The following is a 21712-nucleotide window of genomic DNA, read 5'->3' on the forward strand; positions in this document are numbered from 1 at the left end:
GTGAGCGAAACGCTCCAGAACCCGCACAACGCGGCCCTTCTGGGGCGTTTGCCGTTTCTGGGCTTGCCTGATGTGTGGCTGGTGGCAGGTTGCCTGTTTCAAACAGTGTGGAACCTGCGCACCGGCCTGGCGCCCACAGCAAACATCAAGGACTACGACCTGTTCTATTTCGATGCATCAGACCTGTCCGAAACCGCCGAACAGGCGGTGCAAGCACGTGTCACCGCCCTCTTCGCTGACCTGCCGATCACGGTGGAAGCCAAGAACCAGGCCCGCGTGCACCTCTGGTACGAGCGCTGGTTTGGTTACCCCTATGCGCCCTTGCAATCGGCGCGCAACGGCATCGAGCGATTTCTGGTGCCCTGCACCTGCGTCGGTCTGCAACCTGCGGCTGACCTCAGCGTTGATGAGCCCACGCTCTATGCGCCCTATGGGCTTGACGAACTGTATGCCGGGCTACTGCGCCCCAACCCGGCGTGCCCCCATCTGCCGCTGTTCCAGGCCAAGGCGGAAAGCTACCGCGAACGCTGGCCGTGGCTGACAATCCAGGCGGGCCATCTGCCGCATTGATCAGCGTTGCAGATGGTTTTTAGGTGCTTTTGGTCTCTAGCGCTTGATGGATAAGCGCTAACAGCTATCAAATCAGAAGCAATGGCTGCAGCCAGTGCGACCCCCTCACCCCCACAGTACGGACCGCATCGAGATCGAAGCCGACTGGTAGCCCGTATTGAAGAAACGCGGCATCTCACTGGCGTGCACCGCGCCCGCCGCGTAGAGCAGCGGCAAATAGTGCTCATGCGTGGGGTGTGCCTGTTTGGCCACCGCGCCCAGTTGCAGGAGGTTCTGCAACGCGCCCAACTGCCCTTTCTTGATCTGCTCTTGCACCACCGTGTCGAACTCTGTGGCCCAGTCATACGCCTCGTTGGCGGCCGTGCCACGGCGGGTGAGCCGAAGGTTGTGCACCACATTCCCGCTGCCCACGATGAGCACACCGCGTTCGCGCAGCCCTTTGAGCTGCTGACCCAGCGCGTAATGCTCCGCCGGGGCACGGCTGTAGTCCATGCTCAGCTGCATCACGGGGATATGCGCCTTGGGGAACATGGGTTTGAGCACCGACCAGGTGCCGTGGTCCAGGCCCCACTCGCCCTCGTCCACGCCCAGCGCACTTCCGGTGGCGGGCGATTTGAGTTCCTTGGCCAGGCTGCTGGCTACCAGGGGCGCGCCGGGTGCCGGGTACTGCTGGTCAAACAGCGCCTGCGGAAAACCGCCAAAGTCGTGGATCGTCTTGGGGTTGGCCATGCCCGTCAGCTGCCAGCCGTCACGTGTCAGCCAATGGGCCGATACGCACAGGATGAGCTGCGGTTGCGCGGTGCGGGCTGTCAACTCGGCCCCCAAGGCTTGCCAACTGCGGCGCCAGGCGTTGTCCTCAATGGCGTTCATGGGGCTGCCGTGGCCTACAAACAGCACCGGCATGCGGGGCGATGCTTTCAGCGCCTGCAACGCGGGCACAGTGGCGGCACTGCTCAAAGACGAGGTCATGAAGGCTCCCGGGAAGGCGGCCAGGCCCGTGAGTGCGGCCAAAGAGGTTCTGCGTTGCATGGGTCAGGTAGCGTAACAAATTATGTATAACGCAGGGAATGAGCCCGCGCGCCCCGTGAAGTTCCGGCGCCACGCGCTCCCGTCAAAACCACAACGCCGAGACAACCCCACACCCATGACGACCACCCTGCCCCAGCCCCTGCGCAATGTCCGCGTTCTGAGCCTCGCTCTCAACCTGCCCGGCCCCGCCGCCCTGATGCGCTGTGCACGCATGGGCGCCGAATGCACCAAGCTCGAACCCCCACCGCCCGCCGGCTACCCCAGCGCCGATCCCATGGGCGTCTACAGCCCGGCCGCCTACGCCACGCTGCACCACGGCGTGCGTGTGGTGCATGCCCACCTCAAGACCGCCGAAGGCCAGGCCGCGCTGCACGAGGAGTTGGTCCGCACCGATGTGCTGATTACGTCGTTCCGTCCGTCAGCCCTGAACAAACTGGGCCTGGGCTGGGAGGCCCTGCAATCGAAATACCCGCGCCTTTCGCTGGTGCGCATCGTGGGGGCTGCCGCCGAACGGGCCGAAGAACCCGGCCACGACCTGACCTATTTGGCCGACGCGGGCCTGGTCACCGGCACCGACATGCCTCCCACCTTGTATGCCGACATGGGCGGCGCGCTGATGGCGAGTGAAGCGGTGCTGCAAGCCCTGCTGGAACGCGCCCACACGGGCAGCGGCGTGTGCATCGAAGTCGCTCTGGCCGATGCCGCTGCGTGGCTGGCCCAGCCACGCGACTGGGGCCTGACCACGCCCGAAGGCGATGTGGGTGGCAACCATGCAGGCTACCGCATCTACCCCTGCGCCGATGGCCGCGTAGCCGTGGCCGCGCTGGAGCCGCACTTTGCCGCCAGCCTGTGCGCCGCTGCAGGCCTGCCCGCTTCAGGCGACCCACAGGTGCTGCGCACCCCCGCCACCCACGCGGCCGTGGCGGCGTTCTTGCGCACGCAGACGCGCGCACAGCTCGATGCGCTGGCCATGGCGCAGGACATTCCCTTGCACACTCTGGCCTGAGAACCCCCTTTCACCGATGCAGAAACAAGGCACCGTCATCCGCTGGGACGCCACCCGCGCCTTCGGTTTTATCCGTAGCCCCGGCACATCGGCCGATGTGTTCTTTCATGTGCGGGACTACCAGGGCGCTGCGGCGCCCCGCGAAGGTCTGGCCGTGATGTATGAAGAAATTCATGTCGGCGGCAAAGGCCCCCGGGCGATGGCCGTGCAACCCACAGCGCAGCAAGGCGTCACCTCGCAGCCCCGTGCGCAGCCGCGATCAGCCCCAAGAACCGCCCCTGCGTCGGGCTCACCAGCGCGCGGCGCCGCCACACAGAAGACCCTGCCACAGGCGCACCGCAGCCGCCGCCCCGCAGACTCCAGCGGCCCACCAACCCCTGCGGGCCCCGCACTGGCGCTGATGCTGGGCTGGGTGGCGCTGCTGGCTTGGGGTCTGTGGGCTGGCCGACTTCCGCCTTGGGTGCTCGGGGCCGCAGTGGGGGTCAACCTGCTCACCTTTGTGGTGTACGCCATCGACAAAAGCGCTGCGCAAAACGGCCAATGGCGCACCAAAGAAAGCCACCTGCATTTGCTGAGCCTGGCAGGTGGCTGGCCGGGCGCCTGGTTTGCCCAGCAGTGGCTGCGGCACAAGTCCCGCAAGGTGGAGTTTCGCGCGGTCTACTGGGTCACCGTGGTAGCGCATTGCACGTTGCTCGGGGCCTGGCTGACCGGATGGCTCGCGCGGTGGCTGGCATAGCAGTTTGCGGCCTTTTTATTCAAGTTTGATAGCTACAAACCCATTAAAAACAAGCGCTTTCAGCATTTTTATGGAAATTTCAGGGTGAATTCAAACGAATCCATGTACTGACGCGGACAAGGCCCGCCGACCTACACCGGGGATGCAGAAGAGGCGTTTCAATAGACCGTTCTGAAACACCTCAGGAGATGGCATGAAGCCCCTCGTTCTTGACTCCACCATGACCAACCTGGGCGGCGTTTTCTACCCCACGGGCCATGTCTTCGCCCTCTTCCCCGACGAAGACTGCGTGCGGCAGGCAGCCACTGCACTCCACGCAGCAGGCCACCAGGGCGAAACGGCTTACGCCAGCCCCGAAGTCATCCTGCAAGAGATCGTGCACACCCTGGGCACCGCCGATGCTCCCTTGCCATCCGTCGGTGCCGAGGGCGACATGGTGCGCCGCATTGCAGACCTGGCAGGCACCGGGCACCACGGCGTACTGATCGAGATGAACGACAAGGACACCACCACGGACACCCTTGTCGCCACCATTGGCCCCGAGGGTGCAGTGGCCGCCTTCTACTACCGCACGTTCATCATCGAAGACCTGATCAGCGAGCCCGCTGATGGCCCACTACAGTCCGTCGTGGTGGGCACCCACGCAGCCCCTCTCTGAGCGGGCGGATTTGCCCTAGCAGGTTTGGCAGTCTTGCCCTGCATGGCACGTTCTGATGGATGACTGCCAGCTGCGCTAAGACCTGACAAACCAGAAAAAAAGATAGGTCCACGGCTCTGTCCAGCCTTTTGCGTCCCCCCACGAAGGCCATCCCCCACCCGGGCGCAGGGACTGCCAAACTTTGCATGCGCGGGCGAATTGATCCCTATATAGTGGCTCGAACGCGTCGCACCACAGAATCAGCCGCCAATTCCAGAGCCACTCTGGAAGGCCCGCATGGACACTGGGTGCGGGCACACCAACGAAGAGGCGCCAGGCGAAGCCATCAGGGGCATCCAGAGCGCATGGCGGCTTGGCATGACGCGGAGGGCCCATTCATGGATGTGTTGCAGACAGTCGAGCGAAGACCCGTCTCACTGACGCTGCGGGTGACTTGGCCATTCATCACGATGGTGTTGCTGCTGGTGGCGTGTGCCTCTGCCAGCTTGTATGTCTTATCGACGGTGCGTGCCTTTGTCGCTGGCGAAAGCCTCTGGACCAAGGGCCAGAAAGACGCCATCTACTTCCTGGATCAATACGCCACCACCGGGTCGCCACAGGCCTTTGCCGGTTTCACCCGTGCCATGGAGATTCCGCTGGGCGACCACGCCGCACGACTGGCCCTGCAACCCGGTCAGGTTCAGACCGATGTGGCACGCGACGGCTTTCTGCGGGGCGGCAATCACCCCGATGACATTGACGGCCTGATCTGGTTGTTGCGCTATTTCGACCGCTTTGACCTGGTCAAAAAGCCCGTAGACCAATGGCTGGTAGGCGACGAATACATCAATGCGCTGCGCGAGCTGTCGCACGAAATCCACCAGCACAACACCGCAGGCACGGCAGATGCCCAAGCACGCGAGCGCTGGCAAACAACCATCCGCGAGATCAATGCAGGCGTCACCCCGGCTGCCCGAAACTTCAGCGACGCCCTGGGCGAAAGCTCGCGCCACATCGTGCTGCTGCTGATGTGGACCAACATGGGCATGGCCGTGATATTGATCATGCTGACCTTGTGGCACACCCACGGGCTGCTCGCACAACGCCGCCGTGCCGAGCTGAACCTGGAGGCCGAGCGCGAGCAGGCGCGCACCACACTGACAGCCATTGGCGACGCCGTGGTAACAACCAATATGCACGGAGAGATCCTCTACATGAACCCTGCGGCAGAGGCGCTGCTGGCCCGCAGCGCCACGCAGGCCGCCGGGTTGCCACTGGCGCAACTGCTGGTTTTTGACGGCGAGGCACCTCCCTTGTCTGCGAATGCGCTGGTGCAAACCATCCTGCACAGCGGCAGCGCTACGACAGGCAACATCCATCGCACCCTGGTGCGCGCAGACCAGACCATCGTTCCAGTCAAACTCGTAGGTTCGCCCATCCGGCATCAGGGGGCACTCACCGGCGCGGTGCTCGTACTGCACGACGTCACGCGCGAGCAGCACTATGTGGAGCAGCTGTCATGGCAGGCCAGCCACGACGCGCTGACGGGCCTGGTCAACCGGCGCGAGTTCGAGCATCGGCTGGAAGCGCTGCTCGCACAGCCCCGCCCCGTGGGCCGCGAAGGTTCGCTGCTGTATGTGGACATGGACCAGTTCAAGCTCATCAACGACACCTGCGGCCACCAGGCGGGCGATGAGATGCTGCGCGAGGTCTGCCGCATGCTGCAAAGCCACCTGCGCGAGGGCGACACCCTCGCCCGCCTGGGCGGCGACGAATTCGGCATCCTGCTCAAGGACTGCCCCGCAGGCCCCTCGGCCCGCATTGCAGAGCAATTGCGGCAGGCGGGCCAGGAGCTGCGCCTGAACTGGGGTGACCAGCAGCTGCGCACCGGTCTCTCCATCGGTATGGTGCAGCTCATCCCGGCACTCACCTCCATCCAGGAGGCCATGCGCGTGGCCGACATGGCCTGCTACCGCGCCAAGGAGAGTGGGCGCAACCGGGTGTTCATCTACCAGACGGAAGACATTGAAATGAGCCGCCGCGAAGGCGACATGGACTGGGTACGGCGGCTGCGCCTGGCTCTTGAGCACAACCAGTTTCAGCTGTACGCCCAGGCCATTGCCCCCTTGCAACCCGAGGGCGAAACCGGTCTGCACATGGAAGTGTTGCTGCGACTGCCTGAAGACGACGGACAGCTGATTGCACCCGGCTGCTTTATCCCGGCGGCCGAACACTACGGGATGATGCCCTCCATCGACCGGTGGGTCATCCGGCACACACTGGAGGCCCTGGCGCAGCGCCAGAACCTGCCAGGCGTTAATACACCGGTGCACAGCTGCGCCATCAACCTCTCGGGCACCAGTCTGGGCGACGACAGCCTGCTCAAACTCATCCGCAGCGCGCTGACAGAGTCCGGGGTCGACCCCCGAGTACTGTGCTTCGAGATCACGGAAACCAGTGCCATATCTCACCTGCCCAATGCCGTGCGGTTGATGAAAGAACTGCAGCAACTCGGTTGCCGCTTTGCACTGGACGATTTTGGCGCGGGGATGTCGTCGTTCAACTACCTCAAGCACCTGCCGGTGGACTACCTCAAGATCGACGGCAGCTTCGTCAAAGACATGCTGCAAGATGCCGGCAACCGCGCCATGGTGGAGATGATTCACCACATTGGGCAAGTGACGGGCAAACAGACCATTGCAGAGTTTGCAGAATCGCAGGCCATCGTGGACGCATTGCGGGGCATTGGCGTGAACTACGCGCAAGGCTATGCGCTGGCACGGCCGATACCGCTGGATGACTATTTGGCCATGCAGCGCACACCACAACCGGGGCCTCCGGGGAGTGCGGACTCGGTGCAGGCGCCTCCTCGCGCCGGCCAACGTGGCGCCGGCCCTGAAACCGGCGACGGCCCCCCATAGGGATGCCCTGCATAACGCCCTGTGGTCTTTGGTAGCCCGGACCCGGGCGGTCTACTGCGTTGCTTTTTTTGCCAATAGCGCGGCTGATGGCTGCAAAAGACGCCTTCTAGCCCCTCCCGATCCGCGCTACCACCGGCTCACAAGGGTTACACAGGAAAGCCCTAGCGCGCCTTCTTGAAACCCTTGCCCGCTGCGGGCTTGGCGGATGCCCCGGTGACTCTCGGTGGCAAACCCGTGTGCTGCGTCAGAATGCGGCCCTTTTGCGGCTGGGACGACTTGATCGGCGCAGCCGCAACCGGCTTGCTCGCCCCCACGGGGGTGGAGTTTTTGCGCCGCGCGCTCTGATAACCGCCGTCCGTCAGGGGCTGGAAGGTCGGTATCAGGTGGTGCTTGCCATTGCCGATCAAATCGGCCCGGCCCATGGCCTTGAGCGCATCACGCAGCAACGGCCAGTTGTTGGGGTCGTGGTAGCGCAAGAAGGCCTTGTGCAGGCGGCGGCGCTTTTCACCGCGCACGATGTCTACCGACTCCTCATCCGTGTCGCGCATCTCGCGGCGCACGCGGGTCAGCGTGTTGCGGCCCGAGTGGTACATGGCCGTGGCCGTGGCCATGGGGCTCGGGTAGAAGGTCTGCACCTGGTCGGCCCGAAAGCCATTCTTCTTGAGCCAGATGGCGAGGTTCATCATGTCCTCGTCGCTGGTCCCAGGGTGTGCTGCGATGAAGTACGGGATCAGGAACTGCTTCTTGCCCGCCTCTTCGCTGAACTTCTCAAACAGTTGCTTGAACTTGTCGTAGTTGCCGATGCCCGGCTTCATCATCTTGGTGAGCGGGCCTGATTCGGTGTGCTCGGGGGCAATCTTGAGATAACCGCCGACATGGTGCTGGACCAGCTCCTTGACGTATTCGGGGCTCTTGATGGCCAGGTCGTAGCGCAGACCCGATCCGATCAGGATTTTCTTGATGCCCTTCAAGGCACGTCCACGGCGGTAGATCTTGATGAGCGGGCCGTGGTCAGTGGTCAGGTTCTGGCAAATGCCGGGGTACACGCAGCTCGGTTTGCGGCAGGCGGCTTCGATCTCTGGCGAGCGGCAGCCCAGGCGGTACATATTGGCCGTGGGGCCACCCAGGTCGCTGATGGTGCCGGTGAAGCCCTTGACCTTGTCGCGGATGTCCTCGATCTCCTGGATGATCGAATCCTCGGAGCGGCTCTGGATGATGCGCCCTTCATGTTCGGTGATGGAGCAGAAGGTACAGCCACCAAAACACCCACGCATGATGTTGATGGAGAAGCGAATCATCTCCCACGCAGGGATCTTGGTGACACCGTCGTGGCTGCCGTTCTCGTCGGCGTAGCTGGGGTGCGGGCCGCGCGCATACGGCAGGTCGAACACATAGTCCATCTCGGCCGTGGTGAGCGGAATGGGGGGCGGATTGAGCCACACATCGCGCGCGGTCACACCCTCGCCATGCGCCTGCACCATGGCGCGGGCGTTGCCAGGGTTGGTCTCCAGATGCATCACGCGGTTGGCGTGGGCATAAAGCACTGGGTCGCTTTTGACCTGCTCGTAGCTAGGCAGGCGGATCACCGTTTTGTCGCGCGGGGGCACCTTGAGCTTGGCCTTGAGTGCCGGGTTGGCGACAAACAGCATGGGCTGAATGGCAGGGTTGGGCTCAGCTGTCTTAAGGTCTTTTTGGCCACCAGCGCTTGAGCCGCCTTTGCTACCAGCTACAAAATCAGGAGCATCATCCTTGCTGCAGGTGCTGCCTTGGGCTGCAGCCTGCTCACTGGTCGTCATGTAGGGGTTGATGTGGGCCTCAACACGGCCGGGTTCGTCCACGCTGGTGGAGTCGATCTCAAACCAGTCTTTGCCGCTCTCATCGTCTGGGCGACGCACAAAAGCCGTGCCGCGCACATCGGTGATTTTTTCCACCGGCTCGCGTGCAGCCAGGCGGTGGGCCACCTCGACCAGGGCTCGCTCGGCGTTACCGTACAGCAGCAGGTCGCACTTGGCGTCCACCACAATGCTGCGGCGTACCTTGTCACTCCAGTAGTCGTAATGCGCGATACGGCGCAAGCTGCCCTCAATGCCGCCCAGGATGATGGGCACGTCCTTGAAGGCCTCGCGGCAGCGCTGGCTGTAAACGATGGCGGCACGGTCAGGGCGCTTGCCACCGATGTCGCCCGGGGTGTAGGCATCGTCGCTGCGGATCTTGCGGTCAGCGGTGTACCGGTTGATCATCGAGTCCATGTTGCCCGCCGTCACGCCCCAGAATAGGTTGGGCTTGCCCAGCACCTTGAACGGGTCGGCGCTTTGCCAGTCAGGCTGGGCGATGATGCCCACGCGAAAGCCCTGCGCCTCCAGCGTGCGGCCGATCACCGCCATGCCGAAGCTTGGGTGATCCACATACGCATCGCCAGTCACCAGGATGATGTCGCAGCTGTCCCAGCCCAGTTTCTCCATCTCGGCGCGGCTCATCGGCAAGAACGGGGCCGTGCCAAAGCGTTTGGCCCAGTACGGACGGTAGCTGGTCAAAGGCTTTGCGGCGCGCGCAAAAAAGGAGACGTCAACGGGGGCGTTCATGCAATGGGGGTCGCGGCCACCCCGTGTGCGATGGGGTCTCGTGGGGCGCGGCTGTGGTGATTAACCCGTGATTTTACGTTGGCAGGCGATTTTTGTCGCCTTGAGGTCACTTGTCCCTCACTCCTGCAGGCTTGATAGAGATCCAACATATACTTGCTTTTGTCAATTAATTAAATGACAAAGGCATCTATGCGCCGTGCAACGCCAGACTCTCCACCCGCCACCGCCGTCTCGGCAAATGCCGTCAAGGCGGTGCGTCGCTTCAACCGTTTTTTCACCCGCCGCATGGGCGTGCTTGACCCTTACCTGGGCAGCAAGCTCTCGCTGACGGACGTGCGCGTGCTCTATGAGCTGGCCCACCGCGAGACGCCAGTGGCCAGCGAACTGGCGCGTGAGCTGGGACTGGACGGCGGCTACATGAGCCGAATCCTGCGGCGGTTCGAGCTGGCGGGCTGGATCAGCCGCAGCGCGAGCCAGGCAGACGCCCGGCAAAGCGTGCTGACCCTCACGGCGGCGGGGCGGGAGGTGTTCGAGCCGCTGCAGCAGCGCTCACGCGATGAAGTCGCGGCTCTGCTGGCCCCCCTGCCCCCCGCGCGCCGCCAGGAGGTGGTGGACGCCATGGAACGCATCGAGACCCTGCTCGACCCAGCCTCCGGTGCCGGCACCAGCCCCCCCCGCATGGCTGTGCTGCGCGACCCCGTGCCTGGAGACATGGGCTGGGTGGTACAGCAGCACGGCGAAATCTACTGGCGTGAATACGGCTGGGACCGTCGATTTGAGGCCCTGGTCGCCGACATTGCCGCGCAGTTCGTGCACAAGTTCCAGCCCGCCTGGGAAAAGGCCTGGATCGCAGAGTTGGACGGCGAGCGGGTAGGCGCCGTCTTTGTTGTGCGCAAATCCCCCACCACGGCGCAATTGCGCATGTTGATCCTGACCCCCAAGGCACGCGGACTCGGCCTGGGCGCGCGACTGACCGACGAATGCCTTGCGTTTGCCCGTGCCAAGGGCTACAAGAAGATGGTGCTGTGGACCAACAGTTGCCTGACCGCAGCGCGTGGCATCTACAGCCAAAGAGGCTTCAAGCTATGCAAATCTGAGCCCTACGAGGGGTTTGGGCAGCACCTGGTGGGGGAAACCTGGGAGCTGAAGCTGTAGCAGCCCACCCGACCCACTCCGTGCAGAGACCGCTCTCACGACCTACGATCCGATCCATGCCGCACCACTCAGCCTTGATAGCACCATGACCGAGAGCCATCGCCCCACCATCCGGCTGGTCGACGTTGACGATGATCTCTCTCGTCTCACGGCGCTGATCCATAGCGCCTATGCCCCGCACGCACGCCTCGGCCTGCGGTATTGGGGCACCCACCAGTCGGTGGAAGACACCGCCAAGCGCTTTGCATCTGGCACAGGATTGGTGATGGTGAATGGGGCTGGCGACTATGTGGGCACGTTGACCCTGCGCCCGCCACAACCGGATTCTGCGGTGGCTTTGTACCGCGACCCGGTGGTGTGGTCGCTGTGCCAGTTTTGTATTTCACCCCAGGCCAAGGGCCGGGGCTATGGCACGCAGTTGCACGCCTACGCGACCGATTTTGCCCGCAGGGCGGGCGCCCGGATGATGGCCTTGGACACAGCACAACCCGCCAAGGCCTTGATCGCGATGTATGAATCCTGGGGCTACCAGGTGGTGGGCGAGTGCGACTGGCGGCCGCTGACCAACTACACCAGCGTGCTCATGTCACGCAGTCTTACCGGCAGCGCGGGGGCGAACTCTGCCAGCTAATAACCGCAAGAACACCCAAAAGAATGGCCCCCAGGGGCCCATATGAGCAACGCCGGAAACACGCGCCAAGGCCGGGTCGGCCTACCACTCCCCCACATTGCGCACACGCTGCGCCAGATCAGGCGTCGCATCGTCGTCCGCAGCCAATGCCTGCGGAGCGGGCACCACCACGGATTCATGGGCGCCAGGCAAGCTGGACCGCCCCAGATACCGTCCAAAGAGATGGCTGGCAAGGGATGCAGGCAATGGGGCGGGGACCGGGGTAGATGCAAACATGGCAGTTCCTTTTCTGATGACCTGAGTGCTTTCCAATACAGCGCACCAGCGTAGGCCACGGCAATAAGCAATCAGTGTAGGAACACAGGCCAGATCCGTGTGTGACAGAACGCACAAACAACAGTCTGTTGTGGGTTTCATCGCTACAGACTGGCTCAAGACGTGACATCCGTCACAACCGAGCACCCCGCAGCGGCGCCGTAAACTCACGGCCCCATGTCCCACACCCTGGCTACGCCCGCGCACAGCGAACTCATCATCAAAAAAAGCCGTTTCATCGGCTGCGTACAACCCATGGCCGACCGCGCCAGCGCCCAGTCCGCTGTCGATGCGCTATGGAAGCAGCACCCAGGTGCCGCCCACGTCTGCTGGGCGTTGTTGGCCGGTGGCCAGTCGGCGGCGGTGGATGATGGCGAACCCGGTGGCACAGCCGGGCGCCCCATGCTCGAAGTGCTACGCCACCAAGACCTGGAAGGTGTGCTGGCGACGGTGGTCCGATATTTCGGGGGCGTGAAGCTGGGCGCCGGTGGTCTGGTGCGGGCTTACACCGACACCATCGCCCAGGCCCTTCTCACCGCACCCAAGGTGACCCTGCAACGCATGAAAACGCTGCAATGCCAGGTGCCCTACGCGCTCGAAGGCCTGTTGCGCCGAGAGATCGAGGCTGCAGGCGCTGAGCTGATTGAGGTGCAGCATGGTTCGCTGGTGTGCCTGCAATGGCGGTTGCCGGAGACACAGGCGCCTGCCTTTGTGCAGCGCATCAACGACAACGGGCAGGGCCGCGTGGGGTGGATGAGGCCTGAGCCCTGATCCTTACAGGCAGCTCAACGGGGGAGTTGCCGTGGTGGTGCAAGGCTTCGCTGAAAAGGCCTCTGCGCCTACAAGCGTCCTGCGGCCAGCGCTTCACACTGCCGGTTTCTGGACTCTGAGGACGCTCCGTGAGCCAACAACCGCTCGACACCATCATCATCGGCGCAGGCACCGCTGGCCTCGCGGCATTGCGCGAGGTGCGTCAGCGCACCGACCGGTACCTCATCGTCAATGAAGGCCCCTGGGGGACCACTTGTGCACGCGTAGGCTGCATGCCGTCCAAGACCCTCATCGAGGCAGCCAACGCTTTTCACCGCCGCCACACCTTTGAGGCGTTCGGCTTGCGTGGTGCCAGCGGGCTGACAGCAGACATCCCGGCCGTGCTGCAACGCGTGCGGGCGCTGCGCGATCAATTTGTGGCGGGGGCCCTGCAAGCCACCGGTGACCTGGGCAAGGCCTGCCTCAGTGGCCGAGCCACTGTGCTGAACCCCCACACAGTGGACATTGACGGCATACCGTACACGACCCGCAGCATCATCATCGCCACGGGCTCGCGCCCCAGCCTTCCCGACGAATGGCTCGCTTTTGGCGACCGCATGCTGACCACTGACACCCTGTTCGAACAACCCACGCTGGGCCCGCGCATCGCGGTGATTGGCCTGGGCGCCATTGGCGTGGAGATTTCGCAGGCCCTGGCCCGGCTGGGCTTACAGGTGGCAGCCTTCACCTCGGGCCATACCTTGGCAGGACTGAGCGATCCGGCGCTCAATGACGTGTTGACGGCGCTGCTCAAGCAGGAGATGGTGCTGCACACGGGCGCCAAAGCCGAGCTGCGCGAAGTGCCGGGCGGCATCGAAGTGTGCAGCGGCACGCACCGTGTGGTCGTGGACCAGGTCATTGCGGCCATGGGCCGGGTGCCCAACATCGAACACCTGGGCCTGGACACCCTGGGCGTGCCGCTGGACTCGCGCGGCATGCCCGCCGTGGACACGCAAACGCAGCAAATTGGCAACCTGCCGGTGTTCCTGGCTGGGGACGCGAATGCCCACGCGACAGTGCTGCACGAGACCGCAGATGAAGGCCATATTGCCGGCATGAACGCACTCGCCGCCGTGCCCGCACGGTTCAGGCGTCGCACACCGCTGTCCATCGTTTTTGCAGATCCGAACATCGCCATCGTAGGCCAGCGCATGGCCAGCCTGGATCCACGGCACACCGCCACTGGCACCGCAGGTTTTGAAAATCAAGGCCGTGCCCGCACCGCCCAGCACAACCACGGGCGCTTGTGTGTGTATGCCGACAAGACCACCGGCTGCCTGCTGGGTGCCGAGCTATGTGCACCGCAGGGCGAACACACGGCACACCTGCTGGCACTGGCGGTGCAGCAACAAATGACCGTGCACGACTTGCTGGGCATGCCGTTTTATCACCCCACGCTGGAAGAAGGCCTGCGCACCGCGCTGCGCGACGCCGCGCGCCAACTGCCACACGCCCGCACCTCCGATCTGGCCACCTGCATGGCGATCGGTGTACCCGCGCTGGACTAGCGAAGGCTCTGGCAGGCAGCCTTTTGAGTTGTAACAACGCTCAAGTCTGTCGCCAGCATGCCGAAAAACCGCCATTACCCCAAGGAATCGCCATGGACGTCGCCCTGACCAACAGCATCGTCAACACAGCCACCTCACTGGCCAGCGCCAAGACATCGGATGCGCTGAACATGGTGGTGCTGAAGAAAGCACTCAACATTCAGGCCGCATCGGCGGCCACCATGATCGACGCCATGCAGCAATCCATGCCCCAGCCATCGCTGGCCACATCGGGCACGCTGGGCACCCAGGTCAACACGTTCGCCTGAGCCTCCAAACAAACCGCGGCTATCGCAACCTCGCTGGCGATAGCCCTTCCAGCATCACGCATTCGCGCACCAGCGCGTCAGACAGCGGCTCGCCGGACAACAACTGCCGGGCCAACAAAGAGGCGCCCGCCGCGCTCTGAATTCCATAGCCGCCCTGCCCGGCCAGCCAGAAGAAGCCGGGCACATGGTTGTCCCAGCCAATCACCATGTCACCGTCTGGCACAAACGAACGCAGACCCGCCCAGGTGTGCGAAGGGCGGCGAATCTGGAAAGTGGTTTTTTCCTCAATGTGATAAATGCCGGTGGCCACATCCAGTTCTTCAGGCACCACATCGTGGGGATGGGTCAGGTCGGCGTTGGCCGGTGAGCCCAACAACTGGCCCGCGTCGGGCTTGAAGTAAAAGCTCTCGTCGATGCCGATCACGGCGGGCCAGTGGGTGGCGTCCATGCCCTCGGGCACGGCAAACGTGAAGGCCGTGCGGCGGCGCGGCTCCAGGCCAATGGGCGGAACGCCCGCCAGGCCTGCCACTACATCGGCCCAGGCGCCAGCGGCGTTCACGATGGTTTTGGCCAGAAGTTCTCGGCCATCGGCCAGGGTCACGCACCACACATCGCCCTGGCGCTGCAGAGACGTCACCTCCGCGTGGGTCAGCACCTGGCCGCCACGCTGGCGCAAGCCGCGCAGGTAGCCCTGGTGCAATGCATTCACGTCGATATCGGCCGCCTCGGGCTCGCTCATGCCTGCGGCCACGGCCTCGGGTTTCAGGCAGGGTAACTGGGCCAGCAACGCGTCCTTCTCCACCCATTCCACATTGGGCGAGATCGCATGGGCTTGCGTATACGCCTGTTTCAGCATGTCGAGCTGATCCGGCCCGGCCACATAGACCACGCCACGCGGCAAGAGGATGGGGTCCGCCCCAAACTCCGGCGGCGGTGCGTCATAAAACGCTCGGCTCGCCCGCGTCAGCGCCTGGATGTTGGGCGTGCCGTAGGTGGCCATGTACAGCGCTGCCGAGCGGCCGGTGGTGTGGTAGCCGGGCTGCGACTCGCGCTCCAGCAGCATCACGCTGGTGCCCGTACCCCCGGCGCTCTCCTGCACCAACTGCCAGGCCACCGAGGCCCCTGCTATGCCCGCGCCAATGACAATGGTGTCCGCTGTTTGCATGGTTTTGACTCCTGGCTCGAATTACACCGCCGACACTTGTGCTGTGGATGCCGCCCGGTCGTCGCGCGGCAGGCTGCGGGCATCGCGCAAATCAGGGGCGCCCGTCACGATGGAGGTCAGCGCAGGGTCCGCGCTGGTTTGCATGAGTTTGGCGATGTCAGGCCGTGGACGCGCCAGCCCGGCGATGCCCTTGAACGCCTGCTCCATCGCATGGCCCACGCCCAGCGTGTGGCGGTCGGCGCGGAAGCGGCCCACGATCTGCAACCCAAACGGCAGGCCCGCATCGTCCAGCCCGCAGGGCAGACTGAGCGCGGGGTGCGTGGTCAGCGTGGTCACATAGGTCAGCGCCAGCCAGCGGTAGTAGTTGGCCTGCGGCTCGCCATTGATGTGGCTGGCGAACAGTTGCGTCCACGCAAAGGGCGACACGGGCGTGGTGGGCGCCAGGATCACGTCGTAGTGTGCATACAGCTTTTGGAACCGCGCCAGGATGCGCGTCTGCTCGGCCTGCGCCCAGGCGCTGTCCAGCAAACTCATGGTGGCGCCCAGCTCATAGTTGGCGCGGGTGTTGGGCCCCAGGCTGGCGGGGTCGCGTTCATACGCTTCGCGGGTGCTGGCCACAAAGGCTTCGGCACGCAGCACATCAAAGCAGCGGTGCACGTCGCCCAGGTCGATGTCGATGGCGTCGCAGCTGGCAAACAGGTGCTTCATGGCCTGCACCTTGTTGCGGAACACGGTGCGGATGCCGTTATCGACCGCACAGGCACCAAAGTCTTCGGTGTAGGCCACGCGCAGGCGGCTCAGGTCCACGGTCTCGGGCAGTAAGAAACTCATCGGGTCCAGCGGATAGCTGAGCGGGTCGCCCGCCGACATGCCCGCCGTGGCAGCCAGTTGCAGGCACGCTTCTTCCACCGTGCGGCCCATGGGGCCCACCACCGAAATCGGGGTCCAGGCCAGCAGCTTGCGCGAGCTGGGCACCACGCCGGGCGAGGGCCTGAAGCCCACCACCCCGCAGATGGATGCCGGAATGCGCAGCGACCCGCCCGTGTCCGACCCCGTACACACCGGCAGCATGTCGCACGCCAGCGCAGCGGCCGACCCGCCCGACGAGCCGCCCGCATTCAGGTTCGGGTTGAACGGATTGCCCGTGGCGCCCCACACCGTGTTGCGCGAATTGGCGCCTGCGCCCATCTCGGGGATATTGGTCTTGCCCGTGACGATGGCGCCCGCCGCACGCAACCGCGCCACCAGCACGTTGTCCTCCGCCGGGATGTTGCTGCGGTAGATTTCCGAGCCATAGGTGGTCAGCAGCCCGGCCGTGGCCTCCAGGTCTTTCACCCCCATCGGCAGGCCGTGCAGCAGGCCCAGTGGCTCACCACGCAGCACGGCCTGCTCGGCCGCCTGTGCCTCTGTGCGGGCGCGGTCGTAGCAGGTAGCGGTGATGGCGTTCACCTGCGGGTTCACGGCCTCGATGCGTTCGATGCAGGCGTCGAGCAGCTCCACCGGAGAAATTTCGCGCGTACCGATGCGGTGGCGCAGTTCGTTGGCGGTCAGCTCGACCAGGGTGCCGGGTGTTGTCATGTTGGGTTTGTCTCCTTTTTTTACCGGGTGTTCGGTCAGGGTCAATCGACCGTGATGTTGGCCCGCTGCGCAATGGCGCGCATCAGCGGCAGCTCTTTGTCGATCAGTTCGGCCAAGGCTTTGGATGAAGCATAGGACGGTTCAAACCCCGTGGCGATCATCTTGTCGCGCGTTTCGGGGTCTGACACCACCTGGGCCAGCGCCAGCTCCAGGCGTGACTTCACGGCGGGCGGCAAACCACGCGGCGCCACCATGGCCAGCCAGGTGTCCATCTCCAGGCCCGGGAAACCGCTTTCGGCCAGCGTGGGCACCTTGGGCAGCAGGGCCGAGCGCTTGCCCGCCGTGACCGCAATGGCTTTGATCTTGCCGTCCTTGAGCTGTGGCAACGCGGCCGATACGGTATCAACGGAGAACGGAATCTGCCCGCCCAGCAGGTCGGTCATGGCCGGGGCGCTGCCCTTGTAGGGCACATGCTGGATTTTGAGACCCGCCGCGTTGAAGAACATCTCGCCTGCAAACTGCGAGGTGGTGCCCGCGCCAAACGAGCCGTACGAATGCTTGTCGGGCGCCGCCTTGACCATGGCCACAAACTGCTTCACGTCACTGACGGGCACATCCTTGTTCGCCAGCAAGATCAGGCTGGTGCGCCCGGTAATGCCAATGGGCTCAAAACTTTTGACCGGGTCATACGGCAGCTTGGGGCGCACGGCCGGGTTCACCGTGAAGGTGGTGCCCGAACTCATCAGCAGCGTGTAGCCGTCGGGCGCCGCCCGCGCTACATAGGTGGCGCCAATCACCGTGCCCGCGCCTGCGCGGTTGTCGATCACCACACTTTGGCCCAGCTTGTCGCCCAGCTTCTTGCCGATCAGGCGGCCGAGCACGTCGGTGGCGCCACCGGGTGGGAAAGGAATCACCAAAGTGATGGGCTTGGTGGGGAACACCGCTTCTTGCGCCGCGGCGGGGCCCCATGCAGCGGCCCCCAAAGCACAGAGTACGGCGGACGACAAAAGCAGTTGCTTGCGGTTCATGGGGTGCTCTCCAAAGATGACGGAAGTTGGGGAATAAAGGGACAGGGGGACGAGAAGATCAGCCTTGCGCAGCCAGCACGGCCCGCCCGCGCTGTACAAAGCCTTGGTACTGCGCATCGGGCACCAAGAGGCCGCCCGTGGTCCACACCAGGTGCGTGGCGTTGTGCAGCACGGCATCCACGCCGGTGTTTTGCAGCCACGCTTGCCCGGCGGTGGTGCCCGTCAGCATGGCCGGGCCACTGAAGCCCGCGGCGGCCGAGGGCTCGATGCGCTCGCCCAGCGCATCCAGCACTTGCACCAGCTGCACAAATAAGGTGTCGTCGGCCACGGTAAACACGCCCGACAGCAGCGGCTGCATCAGCTCGGCGGCCAGCAGCGAGGCACGCGGCACGGCCAGGCCATCGGCCTCGGTGCGGTTGGTCAGGCCCCAGTCGTACACCGACGGGTGCTGCCCAGCGCCCTGTGTGGCATCGGCCAGCATCTGAACCAGGAAACACGGCGACTGCACCGGCTCGGCAAAGAAACAGTGCACATGCGGCCCCAGCAACTGCCGCAGGCCAAACGCGATGCCCGCTGGCGCACCACCCACACCACAGGGCAGGTACACGATGAGCGGGTGCTCGGCGTCCACCGCCACGCCCTGCTCTGCCAGCTGCTGTTGCAGGTGCAGCGCTGCTGCGCTGTAGCCCAGCAGCAGAGAAAACGATTGTTCGTCGTCCACAAAGTGGCACAGCGGGTTGCTGCTGGCCTGGGCACGGCCCGCAGCCACGGCGCGCTCGTAGTCACCCGCGTGCTCCACCACCTCTACGCCGCGCAGGCGCAAGCGGTCTTTTTTCCATTCCTTGGCATCGGCCGACATGTGCACCGCCGCCTTGAAACCCAGGGCAGACGCCACCACGCCAATGCTCAGCCCCAGGTTGCCCGTGGAGCCCACCGCCACCTGGTAGCGGCCCAGCACCTCGCGCGCCGCCGGGCTGGCCAGCGCTCGGTAGTCGCCACCAGGCTGCACCAGCCCGTGCTCCAGCGCCAACCGCTCGGCAAACTCCAGCACCTCGTGCATGCCACCCCGGGCCTTGATGGATCCCGCCACGGGCAGGCCGTGGTCCGCCTTGATGAACAAACGCCCCTGCTCTGGGGCCCAACCCAGCGCAGCTTGTAGCGCGGTGGCGGGCAGCAGGGGAGACTCCACCACGCCCCCCGTGGCGGCCAGCTCCGGGAACACCTGCGCCAGCAAACCTGCAAAACGGGCCAGCCGCGCCGCAGCAGCCTGCGTATCATCCAGACTAATGGTTCTCCCTAGTGCGGGCAGTGCGACGGCGGGCTGCGCCTGCCGGGCCGGATTGATCCACAGGGCGGGCTGGGCGTTGCGCAGGCGGTTGGCCAGCAAGGCATCCATAGCGGGGTGGGTTTCTGCAAGCGTCATGGCACATTCATCACAAGAAGTCTTGCCTGCATTCTTCGCCGGTCACGCCATCGTCACAAACCATTTATATTGCGCGAAGCATTAGTATTAATAATGGATATTCGCCTCTCCCCTTCTCTACTGGCCTGGCTGCGCAGTTTTGATGCGGCTGCCCGCCACGGCAGCTTTACCAAGGCCGCAGCCGAGCTGTGCATCACCCAGGGCGCTGTCAGCCAGCAGGTCAAGCAGCTCGAAGACTGGCTGCGCCGCCCGCTGTTCTTGCGCACCCCGCGCGCCCTGGTACCCACGCCCGAGGGCAAATGGCTGGCCGTGGTGCTGCGCGAGAGTTTTGACGCCATCGAAAGCACCCTGGCCCAGATGCGCCAGCCGCCCGAGGCCGCCACCGCCACCCTGAGCTGCTCGCCATCGTTTGCCATGAGCTGGCTCACCCCCCGGCTGGGCGACTTCTTTCGCCAGCACCCCCACACCGGCCTGCGCGTGTTTGGCGAATTCCACACCCTGGACCGCACCCGCATGGTGCAGGGCGGCATCGAGGCCGCCGTGCGCTTCGACCTGGGCGGCTACCGCGACTTGAACGCCACCGTGTTTCTGGACGAATGGCTCATCCCCGTGGCCAGCCCCGAGTTCCTGGCCCGCCACCCGCCCATTACCCAGCCGCAAGACCTGCACGGCGACTGGCTGCTGCACGACGGCAGCCCCTGGGACGGCGCCGACACATATGAAGAATGGCAGCACTGGTTTGCCCAGGTGGGTGCCACACCACCACCCTGGGCCGGCGGCCAGCAGTTCAACCTGTCACAACTGGCCCTCGGCGCAGCATTGGCGGGCCAAGGAATCGCCATGGGCCGCGCCGCGCTGGTGCTGCAGGACGTGAAGGCCGGGCGTTTGGTGCCACTGCTGGGCCACAGCGTGGCGTCGCGTGCGGTGTATTCGTTTGTGACCACGACCCACCCCAGCCCGGCCATGCAGTTGGTGCGGGATTGGTTGGGGGATGAGGCGTTGCGGTTTTGTGGGGAGCGGGGGCAGGTGCTGCCAAGCCCGGCGGGGTGACATGCCGCCGCGCATCGTGCCCAGCACAGAGTTTTTAGTCTTTTAAGCCTCTAGCGCTTGATGAATAAGCGTTGGCAGCTATTCTTTTTGATTTGCGGCCAGCCATCAATCTGTAGGGTCACACCCTACTGGCTGACCGGGCTTGCATGACGCCTCCCCCTCCGAGTTACACCACATACCGCCTCATTAGACTTCACAGCGCATCCCCGCCACGGCAATCGCCTACCCCCACGCATGGCCTCTGCCAGCCCCGACATCACCGCCACCATCGCCGCCGCCCAGGCCTTCATCCAGCGCTGGCAGCACAACACCGCCAGCGAGCTGGCCACGGCGCAGAGTTTTGTGATGGACCTGTGCGAGCTGCTGGGTGTGACCAAGCCGCACCCCACGCCCGACCAGGACTACATGTTCGAGCGGCCCATCACCTTTGCCCACGGCGACGGCACCGGCTCGGCAAAGAAACAGTGCACATGCGGCCCCAGCAACTGCCGCAGGCCCAACGTAATGCCCGCTGGCGCGCCGCCCACACCACAGGGAAGGTACCGACGTTACCAAAGCATCGGGCACCCTGGTAAACGCGCTACTGGCCCTCGGCCATCTCGAATGTTAGTATTACAACCGTAATAACATACGGAGCCGCCATGCACACCCTCAAGCTCACCCAGATCGGCAATTCCGTGGGCGTTGTCCTGCCCAAAGAGGCCTTGGCCCGCCTGAAGCTGCAAAAAGGCGAGTCCGTTTTTCTGACCGAATGTGCTGAAGGCTTCATTCTCACGCCCTACGATCCGGCGCTGGAAGAAGAAATCACTGCAGGCAGAGAGTTCATGCGCGAGTACCGCGACACCTTTCACCAGTTGGCCAAATGAGCTGGCGCTGGATCAGCAAACAGGCGCTGCTGCTGCTGCATACCGAAAGCCTTGCCGAACACGGTGGCGGCGCTGGCATGCGCGACGAAGGGCTGCTGGACTCCGCCCTGGCGCGCCCACTGAACCTGTGCGCTTACGGCGATCCTGATTTTGCGGCCCTTGCCGCCAGCTATGGCGTTGGGGTGGCCAAAAACCACCCGTTTGTGGACGGCAACAAGCGCGCTGCACTGCTGGCTACTGGTCTTTTCCTGTACGTCAACCGCTACAAGCTCACCGCCAGCCAGGCCGAAACCACACTCACCATGCTCTCCGTCGCCGCAGGCGACCTCTCTGAGGACGACTTTGCCGCCTGGCTGCGCCAGCACGCCAAGCCACGGGCGTGACAACGCCTGAT

The 21712-nt window shown here is 64.3% G+C and carries 21 protein-coding genes; 14 read left to right on the top strand and 7 right to left on the bottom strand.

All coding sequences use genetic code 11. From position 1 onward, the window contains the following. A complete protein-coding gene (locus CLU85_RS12335; RefSeq protein WP_100410514.1) occupies positions 1–570 on the top strand; it encodes a nucleotidyltransferase family protein in 570 nt (189 codons plus the stop codon). 105 nt (positions 571–675) lie between these two features. Here the strand turns inward: CLU85_RS12335 and ygiD are convergent, their stop codons facing one another. After that, positions 676–1581: a 4,5-DOPA dioxygenase extradiol gene (gene ygiD / locus CLU85_RS12340; RefSeq protein WP_100410515.1), complete on the bottom strand. Its 906-nt coding sequence runs from the start codon at positions 1579–1581 to the stop codon at positions 676–678. Between the two features lie 133 nt (positions 1582–1714). Between ygiD and CLU85_RS12345 the strand changes: the two genes are divergently transcribed. From CLU85_RS12345 to CLU85_RS12360, 4 genes are all read left to right on the top strand, one after another. After that, the gene (locus CLU85_RS12345; protein WP_100410516.1) at positions 1715–2605 is read left to right on the top strand and encodes a CoA transferase; all 891 of its coding nucleotides are present in this window, start codon (positions 1715–1717) and stop codon (positions 2603–2605) included. A gap of 16 nt (positions 2606–2621) precedes the next feature. Next, positions 2622–3341, top strand: a complete 720-nt coding sequence (locus CLU85_RS12350; protein WP_100410517.1) for a cold shock and DUF1294 domain-containing protein — start codon at positions 2622–2624, stop codon at positions 3339–3341. Positions 3342–3534: 193 nt separating this feature from the next. Further along, on the top strand, positions 3535–3999 hold the full coding sequence (locus CLU85_RS12355) for a hypothetical protein (RefSeq protein ID WP_100410518.1): 465 nt from the start codon (positions 3535–3537) through the stop codon (positions 3997–3999). 377 nt (positions 4000–4376) lie between these two features. Continuing rightward, complete coding sequence (locus CLU85_RS12360; protein ID WP_232727809.1) at positions 4377–6899, top strand: EAL domain-containing protein; 2523 nt, start codon at positions 4377–4379, stop codon at positions 6897–6899. Between the two features lie 161 nt (positions 6900–7060). Here the strand turns inward: CLU85_RS12360 and CLU85_RS12365 are convergent, their stop codons facing one another. Beyond that, positions 7061–9481: a YgiQ family radical SAM protein gene (locus CLU85_RS12365; protein ID WP_100410519.1), complete on the bottom strand. Its 2421-nt coding sequence runs from the start codon at positions 9479–9481 to the stop codon at positions 7061–7063. Between the two features lie 174 nt (positions 9482–9655). On the opposite strand from CLU85_RS12365, the gene CLU85_RS12370 reads away from it, so the two are divergent. Then, on the top strand, positions 9656–10636 hold the full coding sequence (locus tag CLU85_RS12370; protein WP_369858213.1) for a GNAT family N-acetyltransferase: 981 nt from the start codon (positions 9656–9658) through the stop codon (positions 10634–10636). Between the two features lie 85 nt (positions 10637–10721). Beyond that, complete coding sequence (locus tag CLU85_RS12375; RefSeq protein WP_100410521.1) at positions 10722–11267, top strand: GNAT family N-acetyltransferase; 546 nt, start codon at positions 10722–10724, stop codon at positions 11265–11267. Between the two features lie 81 nt (positions 11268–11348). Here CLU85_RS12375 and CLU85_RS12380 read toward each other — a convergent pair whose 3' ends face one another. Continuing rightward, complete coding sequence (locus CLU85_RS12380) at positions 11349–11543, bottom strand: hypothetical protein (RefSeq protein WP_100410522.1); 195 nt, start codon at positions 11541–11543, stop codon at positions 11349–11351. Between the two features lie 216 nt (positions 11544–11759). On the opposite strand from CLU85_RS12380, the gene CLU85_RS12385 reads away from it, so the two are divergent. From CLU85_RS12385 to CLU85_RS12395, 3 genes are all read left to right on the top strand, one after another. Further along, positions 11760–12353: a YigZ family protein gene (locus tag CLU85_RS12385; RefSeq protein ID WP_100410523.1), complete on the top strand. Its 594-nt coding sequence runs from the start codon at positions 11760–11762 to the stop codon at positions 12351–12353. Between the two features lie 128 nt (positions 12354–12481). Further along, positions 12482–13900, top strand: coding sequence for a dihydrolipoyl dehydrogenase (locus CLU85_RS12390; protein ID WP_100410524.1), 1419 nt, complete (start codon positions 12482–12484; stop codon positions 13898–13900). A 92-nt stretch (positions 13901–13992) separates the two neighbouring features. Beyond that, positions 13993–14208, top strand: a complete 216-nt coding sequence (locus CLU85_RS12395; RefSeq protein WP_100410525.1) for a putative motility protein — start codon at positions 13993–13995, stop codon at positions 14206–14208. Positions 14209–14227: 19 nt separating this feature from the next. On the opposite strand, the gene CLU85_RS12400 is transcribed toward CLU85_RS12395, so the two are convergent. From CLU85_RS12400 to CLU85_RS12415, 4 genes are read right to left on the bottom strand one after another with little or no spacing between them, the layout of a single operon-like run. Continuing rightward, entirely contained in the window at positions 14228–15373 is a 1146-nt protein-coding gene (locus tag CLU85_RS12400; protein WP_100410526.1) for an FAD-binding oxidoreductase, read from the bottom strand. A 21-nt stretch (positions 15374–15394) separates the two neighbouring features. Next, positions 15395–16951 (bottom strand): amidase, encoded by a 1557-nt coding sequence (locus CLU85_RS12405; RefSeq protein WP_100410527.1) that lies wholly within the window; start codon positions 16949–16951, stop codon positions 15395–15397. Positions 16952–16992: 41 nt separating this feature from the next. Continuing rightward, positions 16993–17979: a tripartite tricarboxylate transporter substrate binding protein gene (locus CLU85_RS12410; RefSeq protein ID WP_100410528.1), complete on the bottom strand. Its 987-nt coding sequence runs from the start codon at positions 17977–17979 to the stop codon at positions 16993–16995. A 58-nt stretch (positions 17980–18037) separates the two neighbouring features. Then, positions 18038–19402, bottom strand: a complete 1365-nt coding sequence (locus tag CLU85_RS12415) for a D-serine ammonia-lyase (protein WP_100410529.1) — start codon at positions 19400–19402, stop codon at positions 18038–18040. Between the two features lie 93 nt (positions 19403–19495). On the opposite strand from CLU85_RS12415, the gene CLU85_RS12420 reads away from it, so the two are divergent. The 4 genes from CLU85_RS12420 (at position 19496) to CLU85_RS12435 (ending at position 21701) form a co-directional block, all read left to right on the top strand. Then, entirely contained in the window at positions 19496–20452 is a 957-nt protein-coding gene (locus CLU85_RS12420) for a LysR substrate-binding domain-containing protein (protein ID WP_100410530.1), read from the top strand. A gap of 234 nt (positions 20453–20686) precedes the next feature. Next, the gene (locus tag CLU85_RS12425) at positions 20687–21076 is read left to right on the top strand and encodes a hypothetical protein (RefSeq protein ID WP_100410531.1); all 390 of its coding nucleotides are present in this window, start codon (positions 20687–20689) and stop codon (positions 21074–21076) included. A 17-nt stretch (positions 21077–21093) separates the two neighbouring features. After that, positions 21094–21318 (top strand): transcriptional regulator, encoded by a 225-nt coding sequence (locus CLU85_RS12430; RefSeq protein WP_008904763.1) that lies wholly within the window; start codon positions 21094–21096, stop codon positions 21316–21318. Further along, positions 21315–21701, top strand: a complete 387-nt coding sequence (locus CLU85_RS12435) for a type II toxin-antitoxin system death-on-curing family toxin (RefSeq protein ID WP_100410532.1) — start codon at positions 21315–21317, stop codon at positions 21699–21701. Before CLU85_RS12430 ends, CLU85_RS12435 begins: the two co-directional genes overlap by 4 nt. The last annotated feature ends 11 nt before the right edge of the window (positions 21702–21712 follow it).

Source organism: Acidovorax sp. 69 (assembly GCF_002797445.1).
Lineage (GTDB): Bacteria > Pseudomonadota > Gammaproteobacteria > Burkholderiales > Burkholderiaceae_C > Acidovorax.